Source organism: Streptomyces inusitatus, assembly GCF_014651115.1.
GTDB classification, from domain to species: Bacteria; Actinomycetota; Actinomycetes; order Streptomycetales; family Streptomycetaceae; genus Streptomyces; species Streptomyces amakusaensis.
Genome location: NZ_BMWG01000008.1, coordinates 1 through 19,386 on the forward strand (window position 1 = coordinate 1; position 19,386 = coordinate 19,386).

The 19,386-nt window shown below is 73.2% G+C and carries 20 protein-coding genes; 10 read left to right on the plus strand and 10 right to left on the minus strand.

Features of this window, described 5'->3' with window-relative positions:
• Positions 1-117: 117 nt before the first annotated feature.
• From IE247_RS15085 to IE247_RS15115, 7 genes are all read right to left on the minus strand, one after another.
• The gene (locus IE247_RS15085) at positions 118-456 is read right to left on the minus strand and encodes a TcmI family type II polyketide cyclase (protein WP_190123619.1); all 339 of its coding nucleotides are present in this window, start codon (positions 454-456) and stop codon (positions 118-120) included.
• Positions 457-472: 16 nt separating this feature from the next.
• Positions 473-952: an SRPBCC family protein gene (locus IE247_RS15090; protein WP_190123620.1), complete on the minus strand. Its 480-nt coding sequence runs from the start codon at positions 950-952 to the stop codon at positions 473-475.
• A gap of 1 nt (position 953) precedes the next feature.
• Entirely contained in the window at positions 954-1,214 is a 261-nt protein-coding gene (locus IE247_RS15095; RefSeq protein ID WP_190123621.1) for an acyl carrier protein, read from the minus strand.
• A complete protein-coding gene (locus tag IE247_RS15100; RefSeq protein ID WP_190123622.1) occupies positions 1,211-2,542 on the minus strand; it encodes a ketosynthase chain-length factor in 1,332 nt (443 codons plus the stop codon). Before IE247_RS15100 ends, IE247_RS15095 begins: the two co-directional genes overlap by 4 nt.
• A complete protein-coding gene (locus tag IE247_RS15105; RefSeq protein ID WP_190123623.1) occupies positions 2,539-3,807 on the minus strand; it encodes a beta-ketoacyl-[acyl-carrier-protein] synthase family protein in 1,269 nt (422 codons plus the stop codon). Before IE247_RS15105 ends, IE247_RS15100 begins: the two co-directional genes overlap by 4 nt.
• On the minus strand, positions 3,804-4,250 hold the full coding sequence (locus tag IE247_RS15110) for a cupin domain-containing protein (RefSeq protein ID WP_190123624.1): 447 nt from the start codon (positions 4,248-4,250) through the stop codon (positions 3,804-3,806). The genes IE247_RS15105 and IE247_RS15110 overlap by 4 nt, the downstream gene beginning before the upstream one ends.
• A gap of 76 nt (positions 4,251-4,326) precedes the next feature.
• Positions 4,327-5,451, minus strand: a complete 1,125-nt coding sequence (locus IE247_RS15115) for a SchA/CurD-like domain-containing protein (RefSeq protein WP_190123625.1) — start codon at positions 5,449-5,451, stop codon at positions 4,327-4,329.
• Positions 5,452-5,684: 233 nt separating this feature from the next.
• Between IE247_RS15115 and IE247_RS15120 the strand changes: the two genes are divergently transcribed.
• From IE247_RS15120 to IE247_RS15130, 3 genes are all read left to right on the plus strand, one after another.
• Positions 5,685-7,415, plus strand: a complete 1,731-nt coding sequence (locus IE247_RS15120) for an FAD-dependent oxidoreductase (protein WP_190123626.1) — start codon at positions 5,685-5,687, stop codon at positions 7,413-7,415.
• A 127-nt stretch (positions 7,416-7,542) separates the two neighbouring features.
• Entirely contained in the window at positions 7,543-10,269 is a 2,727-nt protein-coding gene (locus tag IE247_RS15125) for a SpoIIE family protein phosphatase (RefSeq protein ID WP_190123627.1), read from the plus strand.
• A 41-nt stretch (positions 10,270-10,310) separates the two neighbouring features.
• Positions 10,311-11,054, plus strand: a complete 744-nt coding sequence (locus IE247_RS15130; protein WP_229869129.1) for a hypothetical protein — start codon at positions 10,311-10,313, stop codon at positions 11,052-11,054.
• Here the strand turns inward: IE247_RS15130 and IE247_RS15135 are convergent.
• Complete coding sequence (locus tag IE247_RS15135) at positions 11,033-11,638, minus strand: histidine phosphatase family protein (protein ID WP_190123628.1); 606 nt, start codon at positions 11,636-11,638, stop codon at positions 11,033-11,035. The genes IE247_RS15130 and IE247_RS15135 overlap by 22 nt on opposite strands.
• A gap of 245 nt (positions 11,639-11,883) precedes the next feature.
• On the opposite strand from IE247_RS15135, the gene IE247_RS15140 reads away from it, so the two are divergent.
• From IE247_RS15140 to IE247_RS15150, 3 genes are all read left to right on the plus strand, one after another.
• Positions 11,884-12,102: a CbtB domain-containing protein gene (locus tag IE247_RS15140; protein WP_190123629.1), complete on the plus strand. Its 219-nt coding sequence runs from the start codon at positions 11,884-11,886 to the stop codon at positions 12,100-12,102.
• A gap of 46 nt (positions 12,103-12,148) precedes the next feature.
• Positions 12,149-12,892 (plus strand): CbtA family protein, encoded by a 744-nt coding sequence (locus tag IE247_RS15145; RefSeq protein ID WP_190123630.1) that lies wholly within the window; start codon positions 12,149-12,151, stop codon positions 12,890-12,892.
• Between the two features lie 127 nt (positions 12,893-13,019).
• Positions 13,020-13,412, plus strand: coding sequence for a VOC family protein (locus IE247_RS15150; RefSeq protein ID WP_190123631.1), 393 nt, complete (start codon positions 13,020-13,022; stop codon positions 13,410-13,412).
• Here the strand turns inward: IE247_RS15150 and IE247_RS15155 are convergent.
• Together IE247_RS15155 and IE247_RS15160 are read right to left on the minus strand one after the other, a co-directional pair.
• Positions 13,352-14,080, minus strand: a complete 729-nt coding sequence (locus IE247_RS15155) for a DUF6597 domain-containing transcriptional factor (protein ID WP_190123632.1) — start codon at positions 14,078-14,080, stop codon at positions 13,352-13,354. The two genes, IE247_RS15150 and IE247_RS15155, sit on opposite strands and share 61 nt — an antisense overlap.
• A gap of 47 nt (positions 14,081-14,127) precedes the next feature.
• Positions 14,128-15,315, minus strand: a complete 1,188-nt coding sequence (locus IE247_RS15160) for a YihY/virulence factor BrkB family protein (protein ID WP_190123633.1) — start codon at positions 15,313-15,315, stop codon at positions 14,128-14,130.
• 17 nt (positions 15,316-15,332) lie between these two features.
• Here IE247_RS15160 and IE247_RS15165 point away from each other — a divergent pair, with 17 nt between their 5' ends.
• The 4 genes from IE247_RS15165 (at position 15,333) to IE247_RS34995 (ending at position 19,366) form a co-directional block, all read left to right on the plus strand.
• A complete protein-coding gene (locus IE247_RS15165; RefSeq protein ID WP_190123634.1) occupies positions 15,333-16,967 on the plus strand; it encodes an acyl-CoA dehydrogenase family protein in 1,635 nt (544 codons plus the stop codon).
• Positions 16,968-17,245: 278 nt separating this feature from the next.
• Positions 17,246-18,496 (plus strand): helix-turn-helix domain-containing protein, encoded by a 1,251-nt coding sequence (locus IE247_RS15170; RefSeq protein ID WP_229869130.1) that lies wholly within the window; start codon positions 17,246-17,248, stop codon positions 18,494-18,496.
• Positions 18,497-18,501: 5 nt separating this feature from the next.
• The gene (locus tag IE247_RS15175; RefSeq protein ID WP_190123635.1) at positions 18,502-19,077 is read left to right on the plus strand and encodes a GNAT family N-acetyltransferase; all 576 of its coding nucleotides are present in this window, start codon (positions 18,502-18,504) and stop codon (positions 19,075-19,077) included.
• A gap of 205 nt (positions 19,078-19,282) precedes the next feature.
• On the plus strand, positions 19,283-19,366 hold the full coding sequence (locus IE247_RS34995) for a putative leader peptide (RefSeq protein ID WP_344478438.1): 84 nt from the start codon (positions 19,283-19,285) through the stop codon (positions 19,364-19,366).
• Positions 19,367-19,386 lie beyond the last annotated feature (20 nt).

Genomic DNA, 19,386 nt, shown 5'->3' on the forward strand with positions numbered 1-19,386 from the left:
CCGGGGGGCCGCGCCGCGCGCGCCCCCCCCCCCCCGCCGGCCGCACCGGGGCGGCCCCCGGGCCCCCCGCCCCCCCGCGGGGGGGGGGGCCCGGGGGCGCTCGTGCGGTACGGGGGGCTACGGCGTCCAGGTGTAGAACCGCTGGGCCATCGCGTCCTTGGGACCGCGCCAGGTGAGCGGGTCGTAGGGGCTGATGAAGGCCTCCAGCCGGTCGCTCAGATCCCGGAACTCGGGGTGCTCGACCACCTTGGCGACCGCGGGCCCGGGCGGGCGGTCGGACTCGATCAGATGCAGATACACATCGCCGAACTGGAAGAGGCTGCGCCGCCGTACGCCGACGAGGTGCGGCAGTTCGCCCTCGTCGGACGCGGCGAACAGCCGGGCGATGCCGTCGGCGGAGTCGGGGGCCATCCGGGCCACGATCAGCGCCTGGTGCGGAAAGGGGGACTCGGTCATCGCGCTCGTCCTCCGCTCAGCCCGTGGCGGGCGCGGCGGCGCGGCGTTCACGGTCGCGCTGCTCGATCTTGTCGCGGATGAGCGCCATCTGGATCTTCGAGTTGCGGTTGATGTTGTCGGTCATCCAGTCGTCGTCGACCGGCGCGTCCGGCTTCATCGCGAAGTCCTGCCGCCAGTGCATCCGGGTGCCGCCGGGCACCTCGGAGAACTCCCAGTGGATGTCCATGTGCTGGAAGGGGCCGGTCTCCACCCGCCGCGCCCGCACCGTGCGGCTGTGCTCGTCGGGGGTGCGCTCGGAGACCCAGCTCCACACCTTCCCGTTGTCGTCGGGGTGCATGGTCAGCCGGAAGGTGGTGGTGTCGCCCCGGCGCTCCAGCACCTCGACCGAGGCGTACTCGCTGAAGAGCTGGGGCCAGTTCTCCAGGTCGTTGGTGATGTCCCAGACGAGGTCCAGGGGGGCTCTGACGGTGATCTCGTTCTCGGTGTGTCCGGGCACTTCAGGCTCCGCTCTTGGTCAGGGACGTGTTCACCAGGTCGAGGAACTCCCTCGGGGTGCGGCTCTTCTCCGCGTCCTGCGGCATCGGGCTGCCGTGGCGGTTCTCCAGCGCGGCGACGATGCCGAGCAGGCCCAGGGAGTCCAGGCCGTACTCCTCGAAGGAGGTGTCGGGATGGTCGGCCAGCTGGGCCGGCTCGACCGGGATGCCCGCGTTCTGGCGCATCAGGCCGGCCAGTTCCTCCGGGGTCACTGCGTCTGTCATGCGTTCTCTCCTTGTCGGGTGGGGTTGCGGGGCGACGGCGCGGGGGCCGCGCTGCGCAGCACGAGCGCCGAGTTCGACCCCATGAGGCCCCGGCTGAGCACCAGCGCCGTGCGCAGCGGCGCGCGGCGGGCCTTGCCGGTGACGAGGTCGATGTCGTGGCAGATGTCGAAGACGTTCGGCGTGGGGGGTACGACGCCGTGCTCCATGGCCATGACGGCCGCGGCCACGTCCAGCACGGGCCCGCCGCAGTAGGCCCGGCCGATGCCGGTCTTGGGCGCGGTGACGGGCACCCGCCGCCCGTGCGCGCCGAGCGCGTCGGTGATCGCCAGGGCCTCGGCGCGGTCGGCCTCGGGGACGCCGAGCGCGTCGGCGAAGACCACGTCGATCTCCTCCGGTGCGCACCGGGCGTCCTGGAGCGCGCCCTGAATGGCCCTGGCCAGTCCTTCTCTGGACTCCTCCCAGCGGGAGGGTCCGGTGAAGGTGGCCGCGTGCCCGGCGATCCGGGCACGGGGCCGGGCCCCTCGGCGCAGTGCGGCCGACTCCTCCTCGACCACGAGCATCGCGCCGCCCTCGGCGGGGACGAAGCCACGGGCCTCGGCGGTGAAGGGCCGGTAGGCGCGGGTGGGGTCCTCGGCGGTGCTGAGGTCCTCGTAACCGAGCTGGCAGACGACCGAGTAGGGCGCGAGCGGGGCCTCGGCGGAGCCGACGACGACCGCGTCGGTGCCGCGCCAGATCGCCCCGGCCGCGTGGGCGAAGGCGTCGAGGCCGCCGGCCTCGTCGCTGCACACCACTCCGCAGGGGCCCTTGAAGCCGCCCCGGATGGAGACCTGGCCGGTGCTGGCGGCGTAGAACCAGGCGATGGACTGGTAGGGGCCGACGAAGCGGGGGCTCTTGCCCCAGAGCGCCTGGAGTTCGCGCTGGCCGAACTCGCCGCCGCCGGAGCCCGCGGCGGTGACGACGCCGATGCCGAAGGGCGAGTCCTCGTAGTCGGCGCGCCCGAGGCGGGCGTCGGCGAGGGCGAGGTCGGCGGCGGCCATGGCGAAGTGGGTGAAGCGGTCGGTCTGGACGAGGAAGCGGCCCTCGACCATGGTGTCCGGCTCCAGGTCGCGCACTTCGCCGCCGACGCGCAGCGGCAGCCCCTCGCAGCCCTCCCGGGTGATCCGGTCGAGGACGCTGATGCCCTCCTGGGTGGACTTCCAGAAGACGTCGGCCCCGATGCCGTTGGGGGCGATGACGCCGATGCCGGTGACGACGGTGCGCCGGGGGCCGCCGTCCCGGGTGCGGCCGGGGCTCGGGTCCCGGCTGCGGCCTGCTCGGATGGTGCTCATCGTGGCCTCCCACTGGGCCGGGTGATGACGACCGCGGACTGGAATCCGCCGAATCCGCTGCCGACGGAGAGCACATTGCGCAGCTTCCTGGGTCGGGCGGTGCGCGGTACGTAGTCCAGGTCGCACTCGGGGTCGGGGGTCTCGTAGTTGGCCGTCGGCGGTACGGTCTGCCGGTCCATGGCGAGCACACAGGCGACGAGTTCTATCGCGCCGATGGCGCCCAGGGAGTGGCCCACCATGGATTTGATGGAGCTCATGGGCGTGTCGTAGGCGTGTGCTCCCAGCGAGCGCTTGACGGCGGCCGTCTCGTGGCGGTCGTTCTGCTTGGTGCCGGAGCCGTGCGCGTTGACGTAGTCGATCGCCGTGGGGTCGAGGCGGGCGTGGCGCAGGGCGGTGTCGATGGCGCGGGCCATCTCCAGGCCCTCGGTGGTCAGTCCGGTCATGTGGTAGGCGTTGCCGAAGGTGGCGTATCCGCCGATCTCGCAGTAGACCGTCGCGCCGCGGGCCCGCGCGTGTTCCAGCTCCTCCAGGACGAGGACCGCGCCGCCCTCGCCCATGACGAATCCGTCGCGGTTGGCGTCGAAGGGGCGGGAGGCGTGCTCGGGGTCGTCGTTGTTGGGCGAGGTGGCCTTGATGGCGTCGAAGCAGGCCACGGTGATCGGGGATATGGGCGAGTCCGATGCGCCGGTGACGCAGATGTCGGCGCGGCCCTCCTCGATGGCGTGGAAGGCGTAGCCGACGGCGTCCAGGCCGGAGGTGCAGCCGGTGGAGACGGTCTGCACGGGGCCGCGCGCGCCGATCCGCTCGGCGACGGCGGAGGCGAGGGTGCTCGGGGAGAAGGCGCGGTGGAGGTGGGCGCCGGCGGGGCGGTGGTCGACGTCCCAGCGCGCGCCGGCGGAGGAGACGGCGACGTAGTCGTGCTCCAGCCGGGTGGTGCCGCCGACGGCGGTGCCCAGCGACACCCCCACCCGCCAGGGGTCTTCCGCTCCGGGGTCGAGCCCGGCGTCGCGTATCGCCTCCCCGGCGGCCACCAGCGCGAACTGGATGTACCGGTCCGAGCGGGCGATGTCCCGGGAGTCGAGACCGTGCTCGCCGGGGTCGAAGTCGACCTCGGCGGCGATCCGGGAGCGGAATCCCTCGGGGTTGAAGAGGGTGATGCCCCTGGTGGCCGTGCGGCCGTCCGCGAGCAGGTCCCAGAACGCCGGGGCGCCGACGCCGCCGGGGGCGACGACGCCGACCCCGGTGACCGCCACCCGGCGGTTCACGACACGGCCCCCGACCGTTCGGGGCCGCCGCCCGGCACGGCGGTGGCCTCGGTGGCCTCGGTGGCCTCGGTGTCGACATGGCCGAGTTCGGGGCGGGGCGCGAGCGGGCCGAGGTGGAAGACCATCCGGGCCTCGGTGTCGCCGACATTGCGGAAGCGGTGGCGTACGTTCAGCGGGATCATCAGGCCCTGGTCGGGGCGCATGGGGTGGGTGACATCGTCGAGGTCCACCTCCAGGAGTCCGCTGACCACATAGACGAACTCCTCGGAGTAGGGGTGGTAGTGCTCGCCGATGCGCTCACCGGGCGCGATGATGGCCAGGCCCATGAACCCGCTGGTGGCGCCCACCGCGGTGGGGGTGAGCAGGGCGCGCAGGTCCCCACCGCGCCGGGTGTTGGGCTTGGTCTCGCTGAGGTCCACGATGCGTGGGCGGTGCGTGGTCATGCTGCTTCCTCCAGTTGGCCTCGGGGGGCCTGGCGGGCGGGCGCGGGCCGGGACTCGGACCCGGGTCGGAACTCGGTCAGGACTCGGGTGCGGCGAGCCGGTCGGTGATCAGTTGCATGTCCGACTCCGTGACGGAACGGGAGACGTCCCTCTCGGTGCCGCGGACCAGGGGCGCGCCGTCGACGAGGAGCCGGCCGAGGACCGCGGCCTTGCGGTGGCCCCGTACGCCCAGCGCGAGCGCCGGGTGGTCGTCGATCGGGCCGTTGACGTCGATGAGCCGGACGACGATGTCGTCGCGCTGGAAGACGGTGCTGCCGACGATGGGATTGGCCGGGTCCTCGGCGGCGGCCTCGTCCTGCCGGGCGAGGAGCCGGGCGACGGCGAGGCCGCACTCCTCCTTGGCCCGGTAGAGCAGGGCGTGCCGGTTGGCCTCGTCCGGCCAGGGGCCCTCGGCGGCCACATGGTGGACGGCGGGGAGGGCCGCGCGGGTGAAGAAGAGCCGGGCGGAGTTGGCGTCGTCCAGATCCCGGTCCTGCTCCAGATAGGGGTTGATGGCCTCTTCGACGGCGCGCACCTCGGGCTGCCGGGCGACATGGCGCAGGGCGGCCATCAGGTCGCCCTGGACCTCGATCGCCCGCACCACCCGGTTGCCCTGCATGAAGAGCGAGGTGCGGCGCAGCCGGGTCTGGTCGTCGACCCGGGCGGACGGCGAGGTGTAGCCGGCGAGGATCTTGGCGACGGCCTTCTCGCTGCCGGGCTTGACGGTGAAGGTCAGGGCGTGGCGCACCACTCCGTCGCCGACCCGGGGGGACGGCTGGAGGCCGCCCTTGTGCTGCTGTTCCGGGGTGGCGCTGAAGGCCTGCCCGGTCTCGCGGAGCACGCTGAAGCGCAGTGAGCGGGTGTCCCGTACGCAGCTGTGCAGCGGCAGGACGGTCTCCACGTGCTCCTCGCTGTTCACCCAGGCGAGGAACGGCGGAGCGCTCTCCCACTCGCTGGTGATCAGCCACTGGGAGGGGTTCTCGATGGACTGGCAGAGCTGGTCGCTGATGTGTCCGGGGACGGAGGCGACATGGTTGCGCATGTGCTCATAGGCCTCCAGGAACTGCTTCTGGGCGCCGTCGTAGAGGTCCAGCAGCAGTACGACCCGCAGTCTGGAGCCGTCGAAGGCGGACTGCGATATGCGTTCCGACAAGGTGGTCATCCCTGTTCACACTCCTTCGCGACCGCGCCGCCGCCACGGACGTGGCCCGTCGTCAGTCATCACCTGGAATCGGCCGCGGGCGGTGGTCGGCCGCCGCGCGGTGCGCCGGAGCGGCCCCTGCCGGGGCGCTCCCGTGAACCGATCGTGGTCCGGTACCACGTGTGGCGCGAGAGATGGGCACCATGCGAGTGAATGGGCGGGGGAAGGGCGGTCGTGACGGGCACACAGATCTCATGCAAGGGACCATCAAGAACGCCAAGAACGCCCGGCGCGCCGAGACCGCCGGGACCCGCCAGAGCACTCGGAGCGCCCGGAGCGGCGACAGCGCGGACGTCCGCGTACCGATCCTGATCGTGGGCGGGTCCCTGGTGGGGCTGTCCACCTCGATGTTCCTGAGCCGTCACGGCATCGGGCATCTGCTGGTCGAGAAGCACTCGGGCACCTCGGCCCATCCGCGCGGGCGGGGGATCAACGTCCGTTCGATGGAGCTGTTCCGGGGGGCGGGGGTGGAGCGGGAGATCCGTGACGCCGCCGCCGTCCTCGCCGGCAACCATGGAATCCTTCAGGCCGGCTCGCTGACGGGCGACGACCAGGAGTGGCTGTTCAAGGAGATCGACCCGGGGGGCGGGCTGGCCCGGATCAGCCCGTCGACCTGGTGTCTGTGCAGCCAGAACGACATCGAGCCGGTGCTCGCGGCCCGCTCCCGGGAGCAGGGGGCGAAGCTGCGGTTCGGGGCCGAGCTGCTCTCCTTCGAGCAGGACGCGACGGGGGTGACCGCCCTCGTCAAGGACCGCGGCTCCGGGGCGCACACCACGGTGCGGGCGGACTATCTGGTCGCGGCCGACGGGCCGCGCAGCCCGGTCCGTGAGCAGCTGCGCATCGGCCAGAGCGGCAGCGGCGAGCTGTTCCACAACGTGAGTCTGACGTTCACCTCGCGGCAGCTGGCCGGGATCGTGGGCGACCGGCGTTTCATCGTCTGCTATCTGACCGGGCCGGGGGCGGACGGGGCGCTGCTGCCGGTGGACAACCGGGAGCGGTGGGTCTTCCATGTGCCCTGGCACCCGGAGCGGGGGGAGACGCTGGAGGACTTCACCGACGAGCGGTGCCGGGACCACATCCGGGCGGCGGTGGGCGCGCCCGGGCTGGATGTGGAGATCACCGGGAAGGCGCCGTGGCACGCGGCCGAGCGGGTGGCGCGGCGGTATTCGGTGGGGCGGGTGTTCCTCGCGGGGGACTCGGCCCACGAGATGTCGCCGACGGGGGCCTTCGGTTCCAACACGGGTGTCCAGGACGCGCACAATCTGGCCTGGAAGCTGGCGGCGGTGCTCAAGGGCTGGGCGGGGGCGGGGCTGCTGGACACCTATGGGGAGGAGCGGCAGCCGGTGGCGAAGGCGACGGGCGAGCGCGCGTCGGCGCGTTCGGCGGAGCACAGCCATCCCGGGTACGCGGCTCCGGTGACCCCGGGCGGCCCCCGGGGCGGGGTGCTGACGGTGGCGATGGGGTACGGCTACGCGCGCGGCGCGGTCGTCGGCGTCGACCCGGCGCGCCCGGTGGTGCCGGAGCGGATGGCGCTGACGGGCGAGCCCGGCACCCGCGCGCCGCATCTGTGGGTGCGCAAGGAGGGCGTACGGCTGTCGACGCTCGATCTGTACGAGCGGTCACTCGTTCTGCTCTGCGGCGAGGGGGCCGTGTGGCGGGACGCGGCGCACAAGGCGGCGGCGCGGCTGTCCGTACCGCTGGACGTGTACGCGATCGGTGACGGGCCGCTGGCCGATCTGGTCCCGGAGGAGGGGTGCGACTGGACCGGGACGCACGGCGCGACGGCGGAGGGCGCGCTGCTGGTGCGTCCGGACGGGTTCGTCGCCTGGCGTTCGGCGGGCGGGGCGCTCGACGCGGAGAAGGCGGTCGCGGAGGCGCTGGCGCAGGTGTTGCGGCTGGGGTCCTCGGGCTCTCATCAGGACTGATTCCCCGTCGGGCGGGTCGTCGGGAGGTCACGCACGGCGGGGTCCGTGGGCGCGTGTCGCGTGTGTGACCTCCGTGTTCGACGGTGCGCGGATAGCCTGCCGGGTACGGGAGGTGTAGAAAGAGGACATGGCCGAACGTTACGGTCGCCCACGCTCGGTCCTGAGGATGCGGACCGTGGCCGGGCAGGTCTTTCTTCTCCAAGTGGCGATCGTGCTCCTGCTCGTCGGCGCGAGCATCGTCGCGCTCGTCCTCCAGTCGCACGCGGACAGCGAGCGGGAGGCGCTCAACCGTTCGACGGCGGTGGCCCAGACCTTCGCCGACTCGCCCGGCATGGACGCGGCGCTGCGCTCCAGGGATCCGTCCGCGATCCTCCAGCCGAGCGCCGAGGACGCCCGCAAGGACGCGGACGTCGACTTCATCGTGGTGATGAACACCGATGGCATCCGCTACACCAGTCCGGTGCCCTCCGAGATCGGGGGGCGCTTCGTCGGCGACATCGGCCCGGCGGTCGCCGGTCATGTGGTCACCGAGCGGGTGCCGAGCAATCTCGGCCCGCTGATCCAGGCGGTGGTGCCGGTCTTCGCCGACGACGGCACGGTGATCGGGGTGGTGTCGTCGGGGGTCACCGTGGAGCGGGTGAGCGGGGCGGTGGAGGACCAGTTCCCGCTGCTGTTCGGGGCGGCGGCGGTGGTATTGCTGCTCACCACCGGCGGCACCGCCCTGGTGACCCGGCGGCTGCGGCGGCAGACCCATGGGCTCGGTCCGGAGGAGATGACCCGGATGTACGAGCACCATGACGCGGTTCTGCACGCGGTCCGCGAGGGGGTGCTGATCGTCGGCGGGGACGGGCGGCTGCTGCTCGCCAACGACGAGGCGCGGCGGCTGCTGGAGCTGCCCGCGAAGGTGGAGGGCCGTCAGGTCACCGAACTGGGGCTGGATCCGGCGACCGCCCGGCTGCTGGCCTCGGGTCATGCCGTCACCGACGAGGTGCACCAGGTCGGCGACCGGCTGCTGGCGGTGAATCAGCGGCCGACGAGCCGGGACGGCAGCGCGCTGGGCAGTGTGGCGACCTTCCGGGACACCACCGAGCTCCAGGCGCTGAGCGGCCGGGCGGATGTGGCGCAGGCGCGGCTGAAGCTGCTGTACGACGCGGGCACCGAGATCGGCACGACGCTGGATGTGGTGCGGACCTGCGAGGAGGTCGCGGAGTTCGCGGTCGGCCGGTTCTGCGACTTCGCCACGGTGGATCTGGTGGAGACGGTGCTGCGCGGTGAGGAGCCCAGGTCGACGGGGGCGGGCGCGGACATGCGGCGGGTGGCGGCGGCGGGGCTGGGCGAGACGACGGCGCACTTCTCGCTGGGGACGACGATCCGCTATCTGCCGACCACCCGGATGGGCGCGGGGCTGGGGAAGGGCGAGGCGATCCTGGAACAGGAGCTGGGCGGGTACGCGGGGTGGCAGCAGCAGTCTCCGGCGCGGGCCGAGAAGCTGGTGGCGGCCGGGTTCCACTCGATGATCGCGGTTCCGCTGCGGGCGCGCGGGGCGATCCTGGGGGTGGCGATGTTCTGGCGCTCGCAGACCTCGGAGGCGTTCGACGAGGAGGATCGTTCCCTCGCCGAGGAGCTGGTGGCGCGGGCGGCGGTGAGCGTGGACAACGCCCGCCGCTACGACCGTGAGCACACCATGGCGGTGACCTTGCAGCGCAGTCTGCTGCCGCGCGGGCTGCCGGAGCAGACGGCGCTCGACATGGCGTACCGCTACCGTCCCGCGCAGGCGGGCCTCGGCGGCTCAGGCGGGGTGGGCGGGGACTGGTTCGACATCATCCCGCTGCCGGGGGCGCGGGTGGCGCTGGTGGTGGGCGATGTGGTGGGCCACGGGCTGCACGCCGCCGCGACGATGGGACGGCTCCGCACGGCGGTGCACAACTTCTCCACGCTGGATCTGCCGCCGGACGAGCTGCTGTGGCATCTGGACGAGCTGGTGGTCCGCCTCGACCAGGAGGCGGCGGCCAGCGGGGAGGAGGAGGTCCAGGTCACGGGCGCGACCTGTCTGTACGCGATCTACGACCCGGCCTCCGGGCGCTGCACGGTGGCGCGGGCCGGGCACCACCGGCCGCTGGTGGTCCACCCGGACGGCACGGCGTTCTACGCGGATGTCCCCGGGGGTCCGCCGCTGGGGCTCGGCGGGCTGCCGTTCGAGACGCTGGAGCTGGTGCTGCCGGAGCACAGCGCTCTGGTGCTGTACACGAAGGGGCTGGTGGAGGACCGGGACCGGGACATGGACGAGGGTCTGGCCCTGCTGCGGGAGATCGTGGCGGGCGAGGCCGGGCGGAGTCCGGACGAGATCTGCGACGCGGTGCTCGGCGCGCTGCTGCCCGAGCACCCGAAAGACGATGTCGCGCTGCTCGTCGGGCGTACCCGGATGCTGGACTCGGGGGAGGTGGCGGAGTGGGACGTACCGTCGGACCCCTCGGCGGTGGGCGAGGTGCGGAACGCGGTCACTCATAAGCTCGGCGAATGGGATCTTGGCGAAGAGGCCTTCACGACCGAACTGATTCTGAGCGAGCTGGTCACCAACGCGATCCGGTACGCGATCGGCCCGATCCGGGTGCGGCTGATCCGCGACCGGACGCTGATCTGCGAGGTCTCGGACCACAGCAGCACCTCGCCGCATCTGCGGCAGGCGGCGAGCACGGACGAGGGCGGCCGGGGGCTGTTCCTGGTGGCGCAGTTCGCGGACCGGTGGGGGACGCGGTACACCCCGGACGGCAAGGTGATCTGGACGGAGCAGCCGATCGCCGAGGAGGACGAGGAGGGGGAGGCGGAGGGGGCGGAGGGGGAGAGCGCGGGGTAGCGCTGTGGATCGGCGGGCCGCCCGGGGCGGGCAAGACGACGGTGGCCCGGCTGCTGGCGCGCCGTCACGGGCTGCGTCATTACAGCGCGGACGCGCACACCTGGGAGCACCGGGACCGGGCGCTCAAGGCGGGGCATCCGGCGGCGGTGCGCTTCGAGGCGCTCTCCCCCGCCGAGCGCTGGTCGCGCCCGCCCGGGGAGCTGCTCGCGATGTCGCTGCACCACGAGCGCGGCCCGATGATCGCCGACGATGTCCGGGCGCTGCCGCCCGTGCCGCTCACCGTGGTCGAGGGCACCCCCGTCACCCCGCCGGCGGCGGGGGCCCACGCGCTGTGGCTGCTGCCCACCCGGGAGGAGCAGCGCCGCCGGCTGGCGGACCGTGGGCTGGGGAGTGGACAGCTGGAGCTGTACCGGCTGCTGGTGCGGGAGATCGAGGACCAGGTGGCCCAGTACGGCGGCGACCGGCTGGAGACGACCGGCGACCGGAGTGTCCCGCACACGCTGGCGCTGGTGGAGTCGCACTTCGCCGCTGTGCTGGCGGCGGCTCCCCGGGAGAGCACGGCGGCGGGGCGCGGCCGGCTGGCACGGTACGCGAATGAGGCGCTGGTACGGCAGTACGAGGGGTTCTACGCGCGGCCCTGGGCGCGCGGGGACGCGGGGGACGCGGTGGTGGACTTCGACTGCGAGTGCGGGTCGGCGGGGTGCGCGCGCCAGGTGCCGCTGCGGGTGGCCGACTTTCCCGGGGGCCCGCTGCTGGCCCCGGGTCACCCGGGGCCAGCAGACTGATCCGCTCCGGGGTCCGGGGCGGAGAGCGGGGAGCCGCAGCGGAGATTCCACCGGCCGGGGGCGCGGGAGGTGAGCCGGGTGGCGGTGAGAGGGGCGATGTCCAGCCGCCAGAAGGTCTGCTCGGGGAGGCCGAGGGCGTGCACCAGCGCGGCGCGGGCCACGGCGGGTTCGACGACCGCGACAAGGCGTCCGGCGGTGGGCGGGAGGGAGTCGAGCCAGCCGCCCACCCGGGCGCGGAATCCGCTCAGCGACTCGCCGCCGTGCGGTGCGGCCGAGGGGTCGGCGAGCCAGCGGGCCACCGCCTCCGGCTCCGCCGCGCCGACCTCCGCCAGGTCCCGGCCCCGCCAGCGGCCCATGTCCCAGTCGGCCGGGGCGGTTTCCCCGGCCGGCCGCAGCCCCAGTGCCCGGGCCGTCTCCCGGCAGCGCGCCGACGGCCCGCAGACCGCCCGGTCCGGGTGCGGCAGCGTCCCGGCCGCCGCACGGGCCGCGCGCAGCCCCGCCTCGTCCGGCGGCTCGTCCACCGCGAACCGGACCTCGCGCCCGGCCCGTGCGGCGGGCGCCATCAGCGTCAGTCGTACCGTCATCCCCGTCTCTCCCCGTCCCTCTCCGAATCCATTATTTTCGGCCACCTCACACCATGGCGGCAGGCGCTCACAGACGGTACGGTCGCGTGGACATGACGAAAGCGTGATGGAAGTCCGGTGAGATTCCGGCACGGTCGCGCCACTGTGCACCCGCGTTCGCGCGGGAAGTCAGACCCACCGCCTTCGTTCAAGCACCAAGCATCAGGCACCACGACCGGGACGCGTGTTCCCCAGGAGGTTCTGCCATGGCTCATTCGACTGTGCCCGCCACCGCCGCCACACCGGCCATCACTCCCCTGTCGCTCAAGGAGATCGCTCCCTGGGCCGTCTTCACCGCTCTGCTGGCCCTGATCCTGCTCTACTTCGTCGGCGCGGAGCAGGGCGCGGTCTCCCTGGTCGCCGGTGAGACCGTGCACGAGTGGGTGCACGACGGGCGTCATCTGCTCGGCTTCCCCTGCCACTAGGGAGCGTCTTCGAGAGCCGTCCGGATCCAGTCGCAGGGGAACCTTCATGAACTCCATATCTGTCAGGGCCCTGCTCGTGCGCGGCATGCTCGCGGGCCTGATCGCCGGAGCGGCCGCCTTTCTGGTGGCGTACTTCATCGGCGAGGGCCCGGTGGACGCGGCCATCGCGTTCGAGGAGAGCCACAGCCATGAGCACGGCGGCGAGGAACTGGTCAGCCGTGCCGTCCAGTCCACGGCCGGACTCGCCACCGGAGTGCTGCTCTTCGGTGTCGCCGTCGGCGGGCTCACCGCCCTCGCGCACTGTGTCGCGCTGGGCCGCGTCGGCCGCTTCGGCCCGCGCGCCACGGCCGCGCTGGTCTCGCTCGGCGGGCTGCTGACGGTGTACGTGGTGCCGTATCTGAAGTACCCGCCGAACCCGCCGGCCGTCGGGGACCCCGACACCATCGGGCAGCGGACGGGGCTGTACTTCCTGATGGTCGCGCTCAGCGTGCTGCTGGCGGTGGCGGCCGTGATCCTCGGGAAGCGTCTCGCGGCCCGGCTGGGGAACTGGAACGCGACGGTGGCCGCCTCCGCGGCGTTCGTCCTCGCCGTCGGGCTCGCGTTCGCCTTCCTGCCGTCGTTCGACGAGGTGCCCAAGGGCTTCCCGGCGGCCGTGGTCTGGGAGTTCCGGCTCGCGACGCTCGCCCTCCAGACGACGCTGTGGACGGTGTTCGGTCTGGTCTTCGGCCATCTCGCCGAACGGCTCCACACGGCGGGCGCGTCGCCGAGGCGGGTACCGGCGGCGGTCTGACCGCCCTCCCCCGGACCCCCGGACCCCCGGGGCCCGGATTCGCGGACACGGCCGCCGCCCTCCCCCGGGCGGGGCCGTGTCCGATTCCTTCAAGACCGGCGGCGCGGCCCCGGCCTACGGTGGGGCCATGACTCCACGACTCGACGCGATCGGCGTCGTCACCTCCGACATGGCCGCCTCCCTCGCCTTCTACCGCCGCCTCGGCCTCGATCTCCCGGCGGAGGCGGACTCCGCGCCGCATGTGGAGGCCGCGCTGCCGGGCGGGGTGCGGCTGCTCTGGGACACCGAGGAGGTCATGCGCTCCTTCGACCCGGGATGGTCGCGGCCCGCCGGGGGCGACCGGGTGGGGCTCGCCTTCCGCTGCGCGAGCCCGGCCGAGGTGGACTCGGTCTACGCGGATCTCGTCGCCGCCGGTCACCGGGGCCGTCTGGAGCCCTGGGACGCGGTCTGGGGCCAGCGCTACGCCGTGGTGCTGGACCCCGACGGCAGCGGTGTCTCGCTGTTCGCCGACGCCCCGTAGGCGCTCAGGGTGGTGCCGGCCAGATCGCGCATCTCCCGGGCCAGATGCGCCTGATCGGCGCAGCCCGCGGCGAGCGCGGCCGCCGCGTAGGGCGTCCCCGCCCGGATCAGCGCCAGCGCCCGCTGGAGCCGCAGCACCCGGGCGAGGGTCTTGGGCCCGTACCCGAAGGCGGGCAGCGAGCGGCGGTGCAGCGTACGCGGGCCGAGTCCGGCGGCCTCGGCCGCCTCGGCGACCGTGCCGCCGCTCTCCAGCCCGCGTACGACCAGGGCGAGGAGCGGGTCGGGCGGGCGGGGCGCGGCGGCGGCCAGGCGGAGCGCCAGGGCCTCCAGCGCGGCGGCGGGGTCGGCGGCCGCGTCGATCCGCTCGGCCGACTCGCGGGCCGGCCGGGCGCCCCAGAGGTCGGCGAGGTCGACCCGGCGGTCGCGCAGCTCGTGGGCGGCGACGCCGAGCAGCGCGGGGGCGGTCCCGGGGGCGAGGCGGATCCCGGCGACCCGGCTGCCGCGCGGGGTGTCGGGGAGGTACGCGCGGGTGTCGGGTCCGGCGACGAAGAGCCGGCCCGGGGTCCACAGCAGATCCATGCACCCGTCGGGCAGCACGGTGTGCGGGCCCGCGCCCGTCTGCTCCCAGACGATCGCGCCCCCGAGCCGCGAGACCCGTTCCCGATACACCCTTCCCAGGGTAGAGCCCGGCCGTACGGTGTTCAGTCCCGCGGTGTTCAGTCCTGCGGCCGGTCGTGCGGCGCCCGGTGGTGGTCGCGTCCGGTGTGCAGCCGGGACTTGAGATCGTCGGGCGGCAGAAAGCGGGACCAGCGCTCGGGGAACTCCGAGGGCATCTCCCCGGTGCCGCCGACCCCGTCGCCGTAGTCGTCGTCCCAGTCGTCCTCGTCGTCGTCCGTGTCGTCGAAGATGTGCGAGGCCCGCGCCCGGGCCAGCACCTCGGCGGCCTGGGCCGCGCGGACGCGCTCATTGGCCTCGCGGGCCGCCGCCGTGGCCACCGAGGGCCAGACATGGTCGATCGCCGCGTTGACCGCGGCCCCGACGAGGACCGCGAAGGCGGAGATGCCGATCCACAGCAGCACGGCGATGGGCGCGGCGAGCGAGCCGTAGATGGTGGGGCCCTCGACGGTGCTGGTGAGGTAGATCCGGAGCAGGAAGCTGCCGAGCACCCACATCCCGAGGGCGACCAGCGCCCCGGGGACGTCCTCGATCCACGGCGAGCGCACGGGCACGGAGACGTGGTAGAGCGTGGTGAGGAAGGCGATGGAGAGCAGGCTGACCAGCGGCCAGTAGAGCACGGTGACGACCTCGGTGCCCCAGGGGATCAGCTCCACCACCCGGTCGGGGCCGACCACCGCGAGCGGCAGCACCACCGCGCCGATCAGCAGGGCCATCAGATAGAGCAGGAACGCGAGCAGCCGGGTGGCGACGATGCCGCGCCGGCCGTCGAGCCCGTACATCACGGTGATGGTGTCGATGAAGACGTTGACCGCGCGCGAGCCGGACCACAGGGCGATCGCGAAGCCGATGGAGATGATGTCCGGGTTGCCGCCGTGGGTGACGTCCGCGAGCAGCGGCCGGGCGATCTGGTTGACGCCCCGGTCGGAGAGGACCGTGCCGACCGCGTTGAGGATGTTCACCTCGATGGAGGCGACCGTGGTGGTGTTCGTCCAGTCGTCCATGTAGCCGAGGAGACCGAGCAGTCCGAGCATCAGCGGCGGCAGCGACAGCAGGGTGAAGAAGGCCGCCTCGGCCGCGAGGCCGAGAATCCGGTATTCGATGCACGAGTTGACCGTGTCCTTGAGCAGCAGCCACGCCATCTTCCGTTTGGAGACGTTGCGGTAAAGGACTCGGGCCCGGTGGAGTCGGCCCGACGGCCGCTCGGGTGTTTCATTTGCTGCCTGCACCTCCTTACCGTATCGGCATGGCAGCCAGCACCCACACAGTGACCAATCAGGCTCCGCCCCTGGTCGGGTATGACGTCTACACCTCCGACCGGGCCCTCACCGAGGCAGTGGAGCGCCATATTCCGCCATCTCTCGCCGAGCCGGTGCACACGGAACTCGCCCAGTTGGGGCGTACCGCCGGTTCGGCCGAGACGCAGGACTGGGGGTTTTCGGCCAATGAGAACCCACCGCGACTGCACACCCACGACCGTTACGGCAACCGGGTCGACGAGGTGACCTTCCATCCGGCCTGGCATCAATTGCTCGGACACGCGGTGTCGGCGGGGCTGACCGACGCCTGGTCCACCCCGTCCGGGCATGTCCGGCGCGCGGCGGGCCTCATCGTCTGGACGCAGACGGAGTCCGGGCAGGCCTGTCCGCTGTCGATGACCCACGCCGCCGTGCCCGCGCTGCGCACCGATCCGGCGCTGGCCGCCGAGTGGGAGCCCCGGCTGACCTCGCGGGTGTACGACGGGGAGCTGCGCGCGCCCGCCGACAAGCCGGGGAATCTCCTCGGTATGGGCATGACGGAGAAGCAGGGCGGCAGCGACGTACGGACGAACACCACCGCCGCCACGGCGCTGGACGCGGCCGGGGAGTACGTCCTGACCGGTCACAAGTGGTTCTGCTCCGCGCCGATGTCCGACGGGTTCCTGGTGCTCGCGCAGGCCCCGGGCGGGCTCAGCTGTTTCCTGGTGCCCCGGGTCCTGGCGGACGGGACGCGGAACGTGTTTCTGATCCAGCGGCTCAAGGACAAGCTGGGCAACCGGTCCAACGCCTCGGCCGAGGTCGAGTTCGACGGGACCTGGGCGCGGCTGGTCGGCGAGGAGGGCCGGGGGGTGCGCACCATCATCGAGATGGTGGCGGCGACCCGGCTGGACTGTGTGATCGGCTCGGCGGCGCTGATGCGGCAGTCGGTGGCGCGGGCGATCCACCACACCGGTGGCCGCAGCGCGTTCGGCGGGCCGCTGGTGGACAAGCCGCTGATGCGCAATGTGCTGGCCGATCTGGCGCTGGAGTCGGAGGCGGCCACCGTGCTGGGGCTGCGGCTGGCCGCCGCCTACGACGCGGACACCGACGAGGAGCGGGCGCTGCTGCGGCTCGCGGTGCCGGCGGCCAAGTACTGGGTGACCAAGCGCTGCACGGCGGTGGCGGGCGAGGCGCTGGAGTGTCTGGGCGGCAATGGCTATGTGGAGGAGTCGGGGATGCCCCGGCTGCTGCGCGAGGCCCCCCTCAACTCGATCTGGGAGGGCTCGGGCAATGTGCAGGCCCTGGACGCCCTGCGGGCGCTGCGGCGCGAGCCGGAGGCGCTGAACGCCTTCCTCCGGGAGGTCGGCCGGGCGCGCGGCGCGGACCACCGGCTCGACCGGGCGATCAAGGGGCTGCTGACCGAGCTGGCCGATCTGGACGGGATCGAGGCGCGGGCGCGCCGGGTGGTGGAGCGGATGGCGCTGGTGCTCCAGGGCTCGCTGCTGGTGCGCTGGGCCCCGCCGGAGGTGGCGGACGCGTTCTGCGCCTCGCGGCTCGGCGGGGACTGGGGCTCGGCCTTCGGGACGCTGCCGCACACGCCGGCGCTCCGGGAAGTGGTGGAGCGGGCGCGTCCGCACGTGTGAGTTCCGTGCCCAGGTGTGAGGGGGGCGGTCAGATGTGCGGGAGCGTTCCCACGGCGACACGGCGTGGCGTGGCGTGACGGCTCCCCCGTCATAGATGATCATGCTCGGGGTGGTGCTGCGCCGACACGGCACCACCCCTCGCGCTGTTCACTTTCGGACACCGCGAGCCGATTCGCGAGGGTTGCAGAGGGTTGCAGCCCCCCGCGGCGTGCCGGAGCCGTACCGCAGACCCGTTGACCAGTGGACCCGTACCGTATCGCCGCGCAGGAGGACCCCGCGTGCAGCCCAGACCGATCGACCTGGCCACGCTCGCCGCCATGGACACAGCGGAGGCCACCAGGCTGCTGCGGGGAGTGCGGGAGGCGACGCTGAGCGGGCGGCGACCGCCGGCCGGGCCCCGGACGGAGATCGAGGAGTCCTGGCGGCGGATGCTGGGCCGGGGCGCGGACCCGGACCGGGAGCGCCGGGCCGGGCTGCTCCCGCTGGAGGAGATCGAGCGCCGCAGAAACGACTCGGCGCTGCGCGAGGTGCTGCCGGTGCTGCGCGAGGGGCTGGTGTCGATCGCCGAGGCGGCGCGGCACACGATGATCGTCGCGGACAGCGAGGGGCGGCTGCTGTGGCGCGAGGGCAAGGCCTCGGTGCTGCGCAAGGCCGACGCGTACGGGTTTGTACCGGGGGCGGATCTGAAGGAGGAGTTCATCGGCACCAACGCGGTGGGCACCCCGCTGCTGACCGGCCGGCCGCTCCAGGTGCACGCCGCCGAGCACTTCGTCTCCGCCTATCACAGCTGGACCTGCGCGGGCGCGCCGATCACCGATCCCCGCGACGGCAGACTGATCGGGGTGGTCAATGTCAGCGGGCCGCTCTCCGGCATCCATCCGGCGACGCTGGCGCTGGTGACCTCGGTCGCCCGGCTCGCGGAGGCGGAGCTGCGCCAGCGGCACTACCGGACGCTGGAGCGGCTGCGCAGCGTGGCCTCCCCGCTGCTGGGCCGGATGTCGGGGCGGGCGGTCGCGGTGGACGCGGACGGCTGGCCCGCCGCGGTGATCGGGATGCCGCCGCCGGACCGGCTGCCGCTGCCGAGGTCGCCCGCGGACGGGCCGCTCTGGGTGCCCTCGCTGGGCATGTGCACGGTGGAGCCGCTGCCGGGCGGCTGGCTGGTACGGGTGGACGGCGGCGGCACCGGCCCGGCGGGGCCCGCCGCCCGGCTGGTGCTGGATCTGAGCCGGCCGCACCACTCGTCGGTGACGGTCTCCAGCGGGGCGGGCAGCTGGACGCAGGAGCTGAGCCCCCGCCACGCCGAGCTGCTGCACACGCTGGCGCGGCACCGGGAGGGGCGGAGCGCGGCCGAGCTGGCCGGCGATCTCTTCGGCGACCGCACCCGCACGGTGACGGTCCGCGCGGAGATGTCCCGGCTGCGGCGGCATCTGGCGCAGGTGCTGGCCAGCCGCCCGTACCGGTTCGCGGACGGGGTGGAGGTGGAGGTGGTGCCCCGGCTGTGGCACGAGCGTCCGGGCGTGCTTCCCTGAGCCGTATGAACATCGCCGTGACCACCTGGTCCCTGGAGCAGACCTCCCCCGCCGACGCCCGGCCGGCCGGAGAGCCCCCGAAGGACGTCCGGATCGAGCGCGCCGAGATCCCCTCGCCCGAGTTCAGCCGCTTCCTGTATACGGCCGTCGGCGGAGACGTCCGGTGGACGGACCGGCTCACCCTGACCTACGCCGAGTGGGAGAAGACCCTCGGCGCGCCGGGCACCGAGACCTGGGTGGCGTACGAGAAGGGCACCCCCGCCGGGTACGCGGAGATCGCGGCCCAGGAGGGCGGCTCGGTGGAGATCGTCTACTTCGGTCTGATCGCGGCCTTCCGGGGGCGGCGGATCGGCGGCCATCTGCTGTCGTACGCGGTGGAGCGGGCCTGGGACCTGGCGGACCGCTGGCCGGGGCTGGCCCCGACCGAGCGGGTGTGGGTGCACACCTGCTCCAAGGACGGCCCGCACGCCATGGACAACTATCTGCGGCGCGGCTTCAAGCTCTTCGACACCGCGGTCGAGGACGAGCCGGAGATCGACACGCCCGGACCCTGGCCGGGCGCCCACCCCGCCTCCGCCTGAGCCCCGTCCGCCGACCCTCGCGACCGGCCCCGGCGACTCGTCGGCCGGTCGGCGGGGCGATCGGCGGAACACCCGGCCACCGGGGCGGACACCGGCGCGTTCCGGATACGTGACCGACCCCACACTGTCTCATGATGCGGGACAGCATTGTCCACCATTCGGATAATGGTGGACTCTCGTCCGATCGCCGTGCCACGCTTCCGCCATGTCTAGAGCTGGAATTGCCTTGGTGAGTCGACGTCACGTCGACCTCGGCCGCATGTCCAGCGCCATCTGTCCCGCCCGCTGACAGCCCAGCACAGCCGAGCT

What these genes read in the sequence shown, in the direction of transcription:
- IE247_RS15085 (WP_190123619.1), bottom strand. Translation starts at nt 456, where the DNA reads ATGACCGAGTCCCCCTTTCCGCACCAGGCGCTGATCGTGGCCCGGATG.
- IE247_RS15095 (WP_190123621.1), bottom strand. Translation starts at nt 1,214, where the DNA reads ATGACAGACGCAGTGACCCCGGAGGAACTGGCCGGCCTGATGCGCCAG.
- IE247_RS15100 (WP_190123622.1), bottom strand. Translation starts at nt 2,542, where the DNA reads ATGAGCACCATCCGAGCAGGCCGCAGCCGGGACCCGAGCCCCGGCCGC.
- IE247_RS15110 (WP_190123624.1), bottom strand. Translation starts at nt 4,250, where the DNA reads ATGACCACGCACCGCCCACGCATCGTGGACCTCAGCGAGACCAAGCCC.
- IE247_RS15115 (WP_190123625.1), bottom strand. Translation starts at nt 5,451, where the DNA reads ATGACCACCTTGTCGGAACGCATATCGCAGTCCGCCTTCGACGGCTCC.
- IE247_RS15120 (WP_190123626.1), top strand. Translation starts at nt 5,685, where the DNA reads ATGCAAGGGACCATCAAGAACGCCAAGAACGCCCGGCGCGCCGAGACC.
- IE247_RS15125 (WP_190123627.1), top strand. Translation starts at nt 7,543, where the DNA reads ATGGCCGAACGTTACGGTCGCCCACGCTCGGTCCTGAGGATGCGGACC.
- IE247_RS15135 (WP_190123628.1), bottom strand. Translation starts at nt 11,638, where the DNA reads ATGACGGTACGACTGACGCTGATGGCGCCCGCCGCACGGGCCGGGCGC.
- IE247_RS15140 (WP_190123629.1), top strand. Translation starts at nt 11,884, where the DNA reads ATGGCTCATTCGACTGTGCCCGCCACCGCCGCCACACCGGCCATCACT.
- IE247_RS15145 (WP_190123630.1), top strand. Translation starts at nt 12,149, where the DNA reads ATGAACTCCATATCTGTCAGGGCCCTGCTCGTGCGCGGCATGCTCGCG.
- IE247_RS15150 (WP_190123631.1), top strand. Translation starts at nt 13,020, where the DNA reads ATGACTCCACGACTCGACGCGATCGGCGTCGTCACCTCCGACATGGCC.
- IE247_RS15165 (WP_190123634.1), top strand. Translation starts at nt 15,333, where the DNA reads ATGGCAGCCAGCACCCACACAGTGACCAATCAGGCTCCGCCCCTGGTC.
- IE247_RS15175 (WP_190123635.1), top strand. Translation starts at nt 18,502, where the DNA reads ATGAACATCGCCGTGACCACCTGGTCCCTGGAGCAGACCTCCCCCGCC.
- IE247_RS34995 (WP_344478438.1), top strand. Translation starts at nt 19,283, where the DNA reads ATGTCTAGAGCTGGAATTGCCTTGGTGAGTCGACGTCACGTCGACCTC.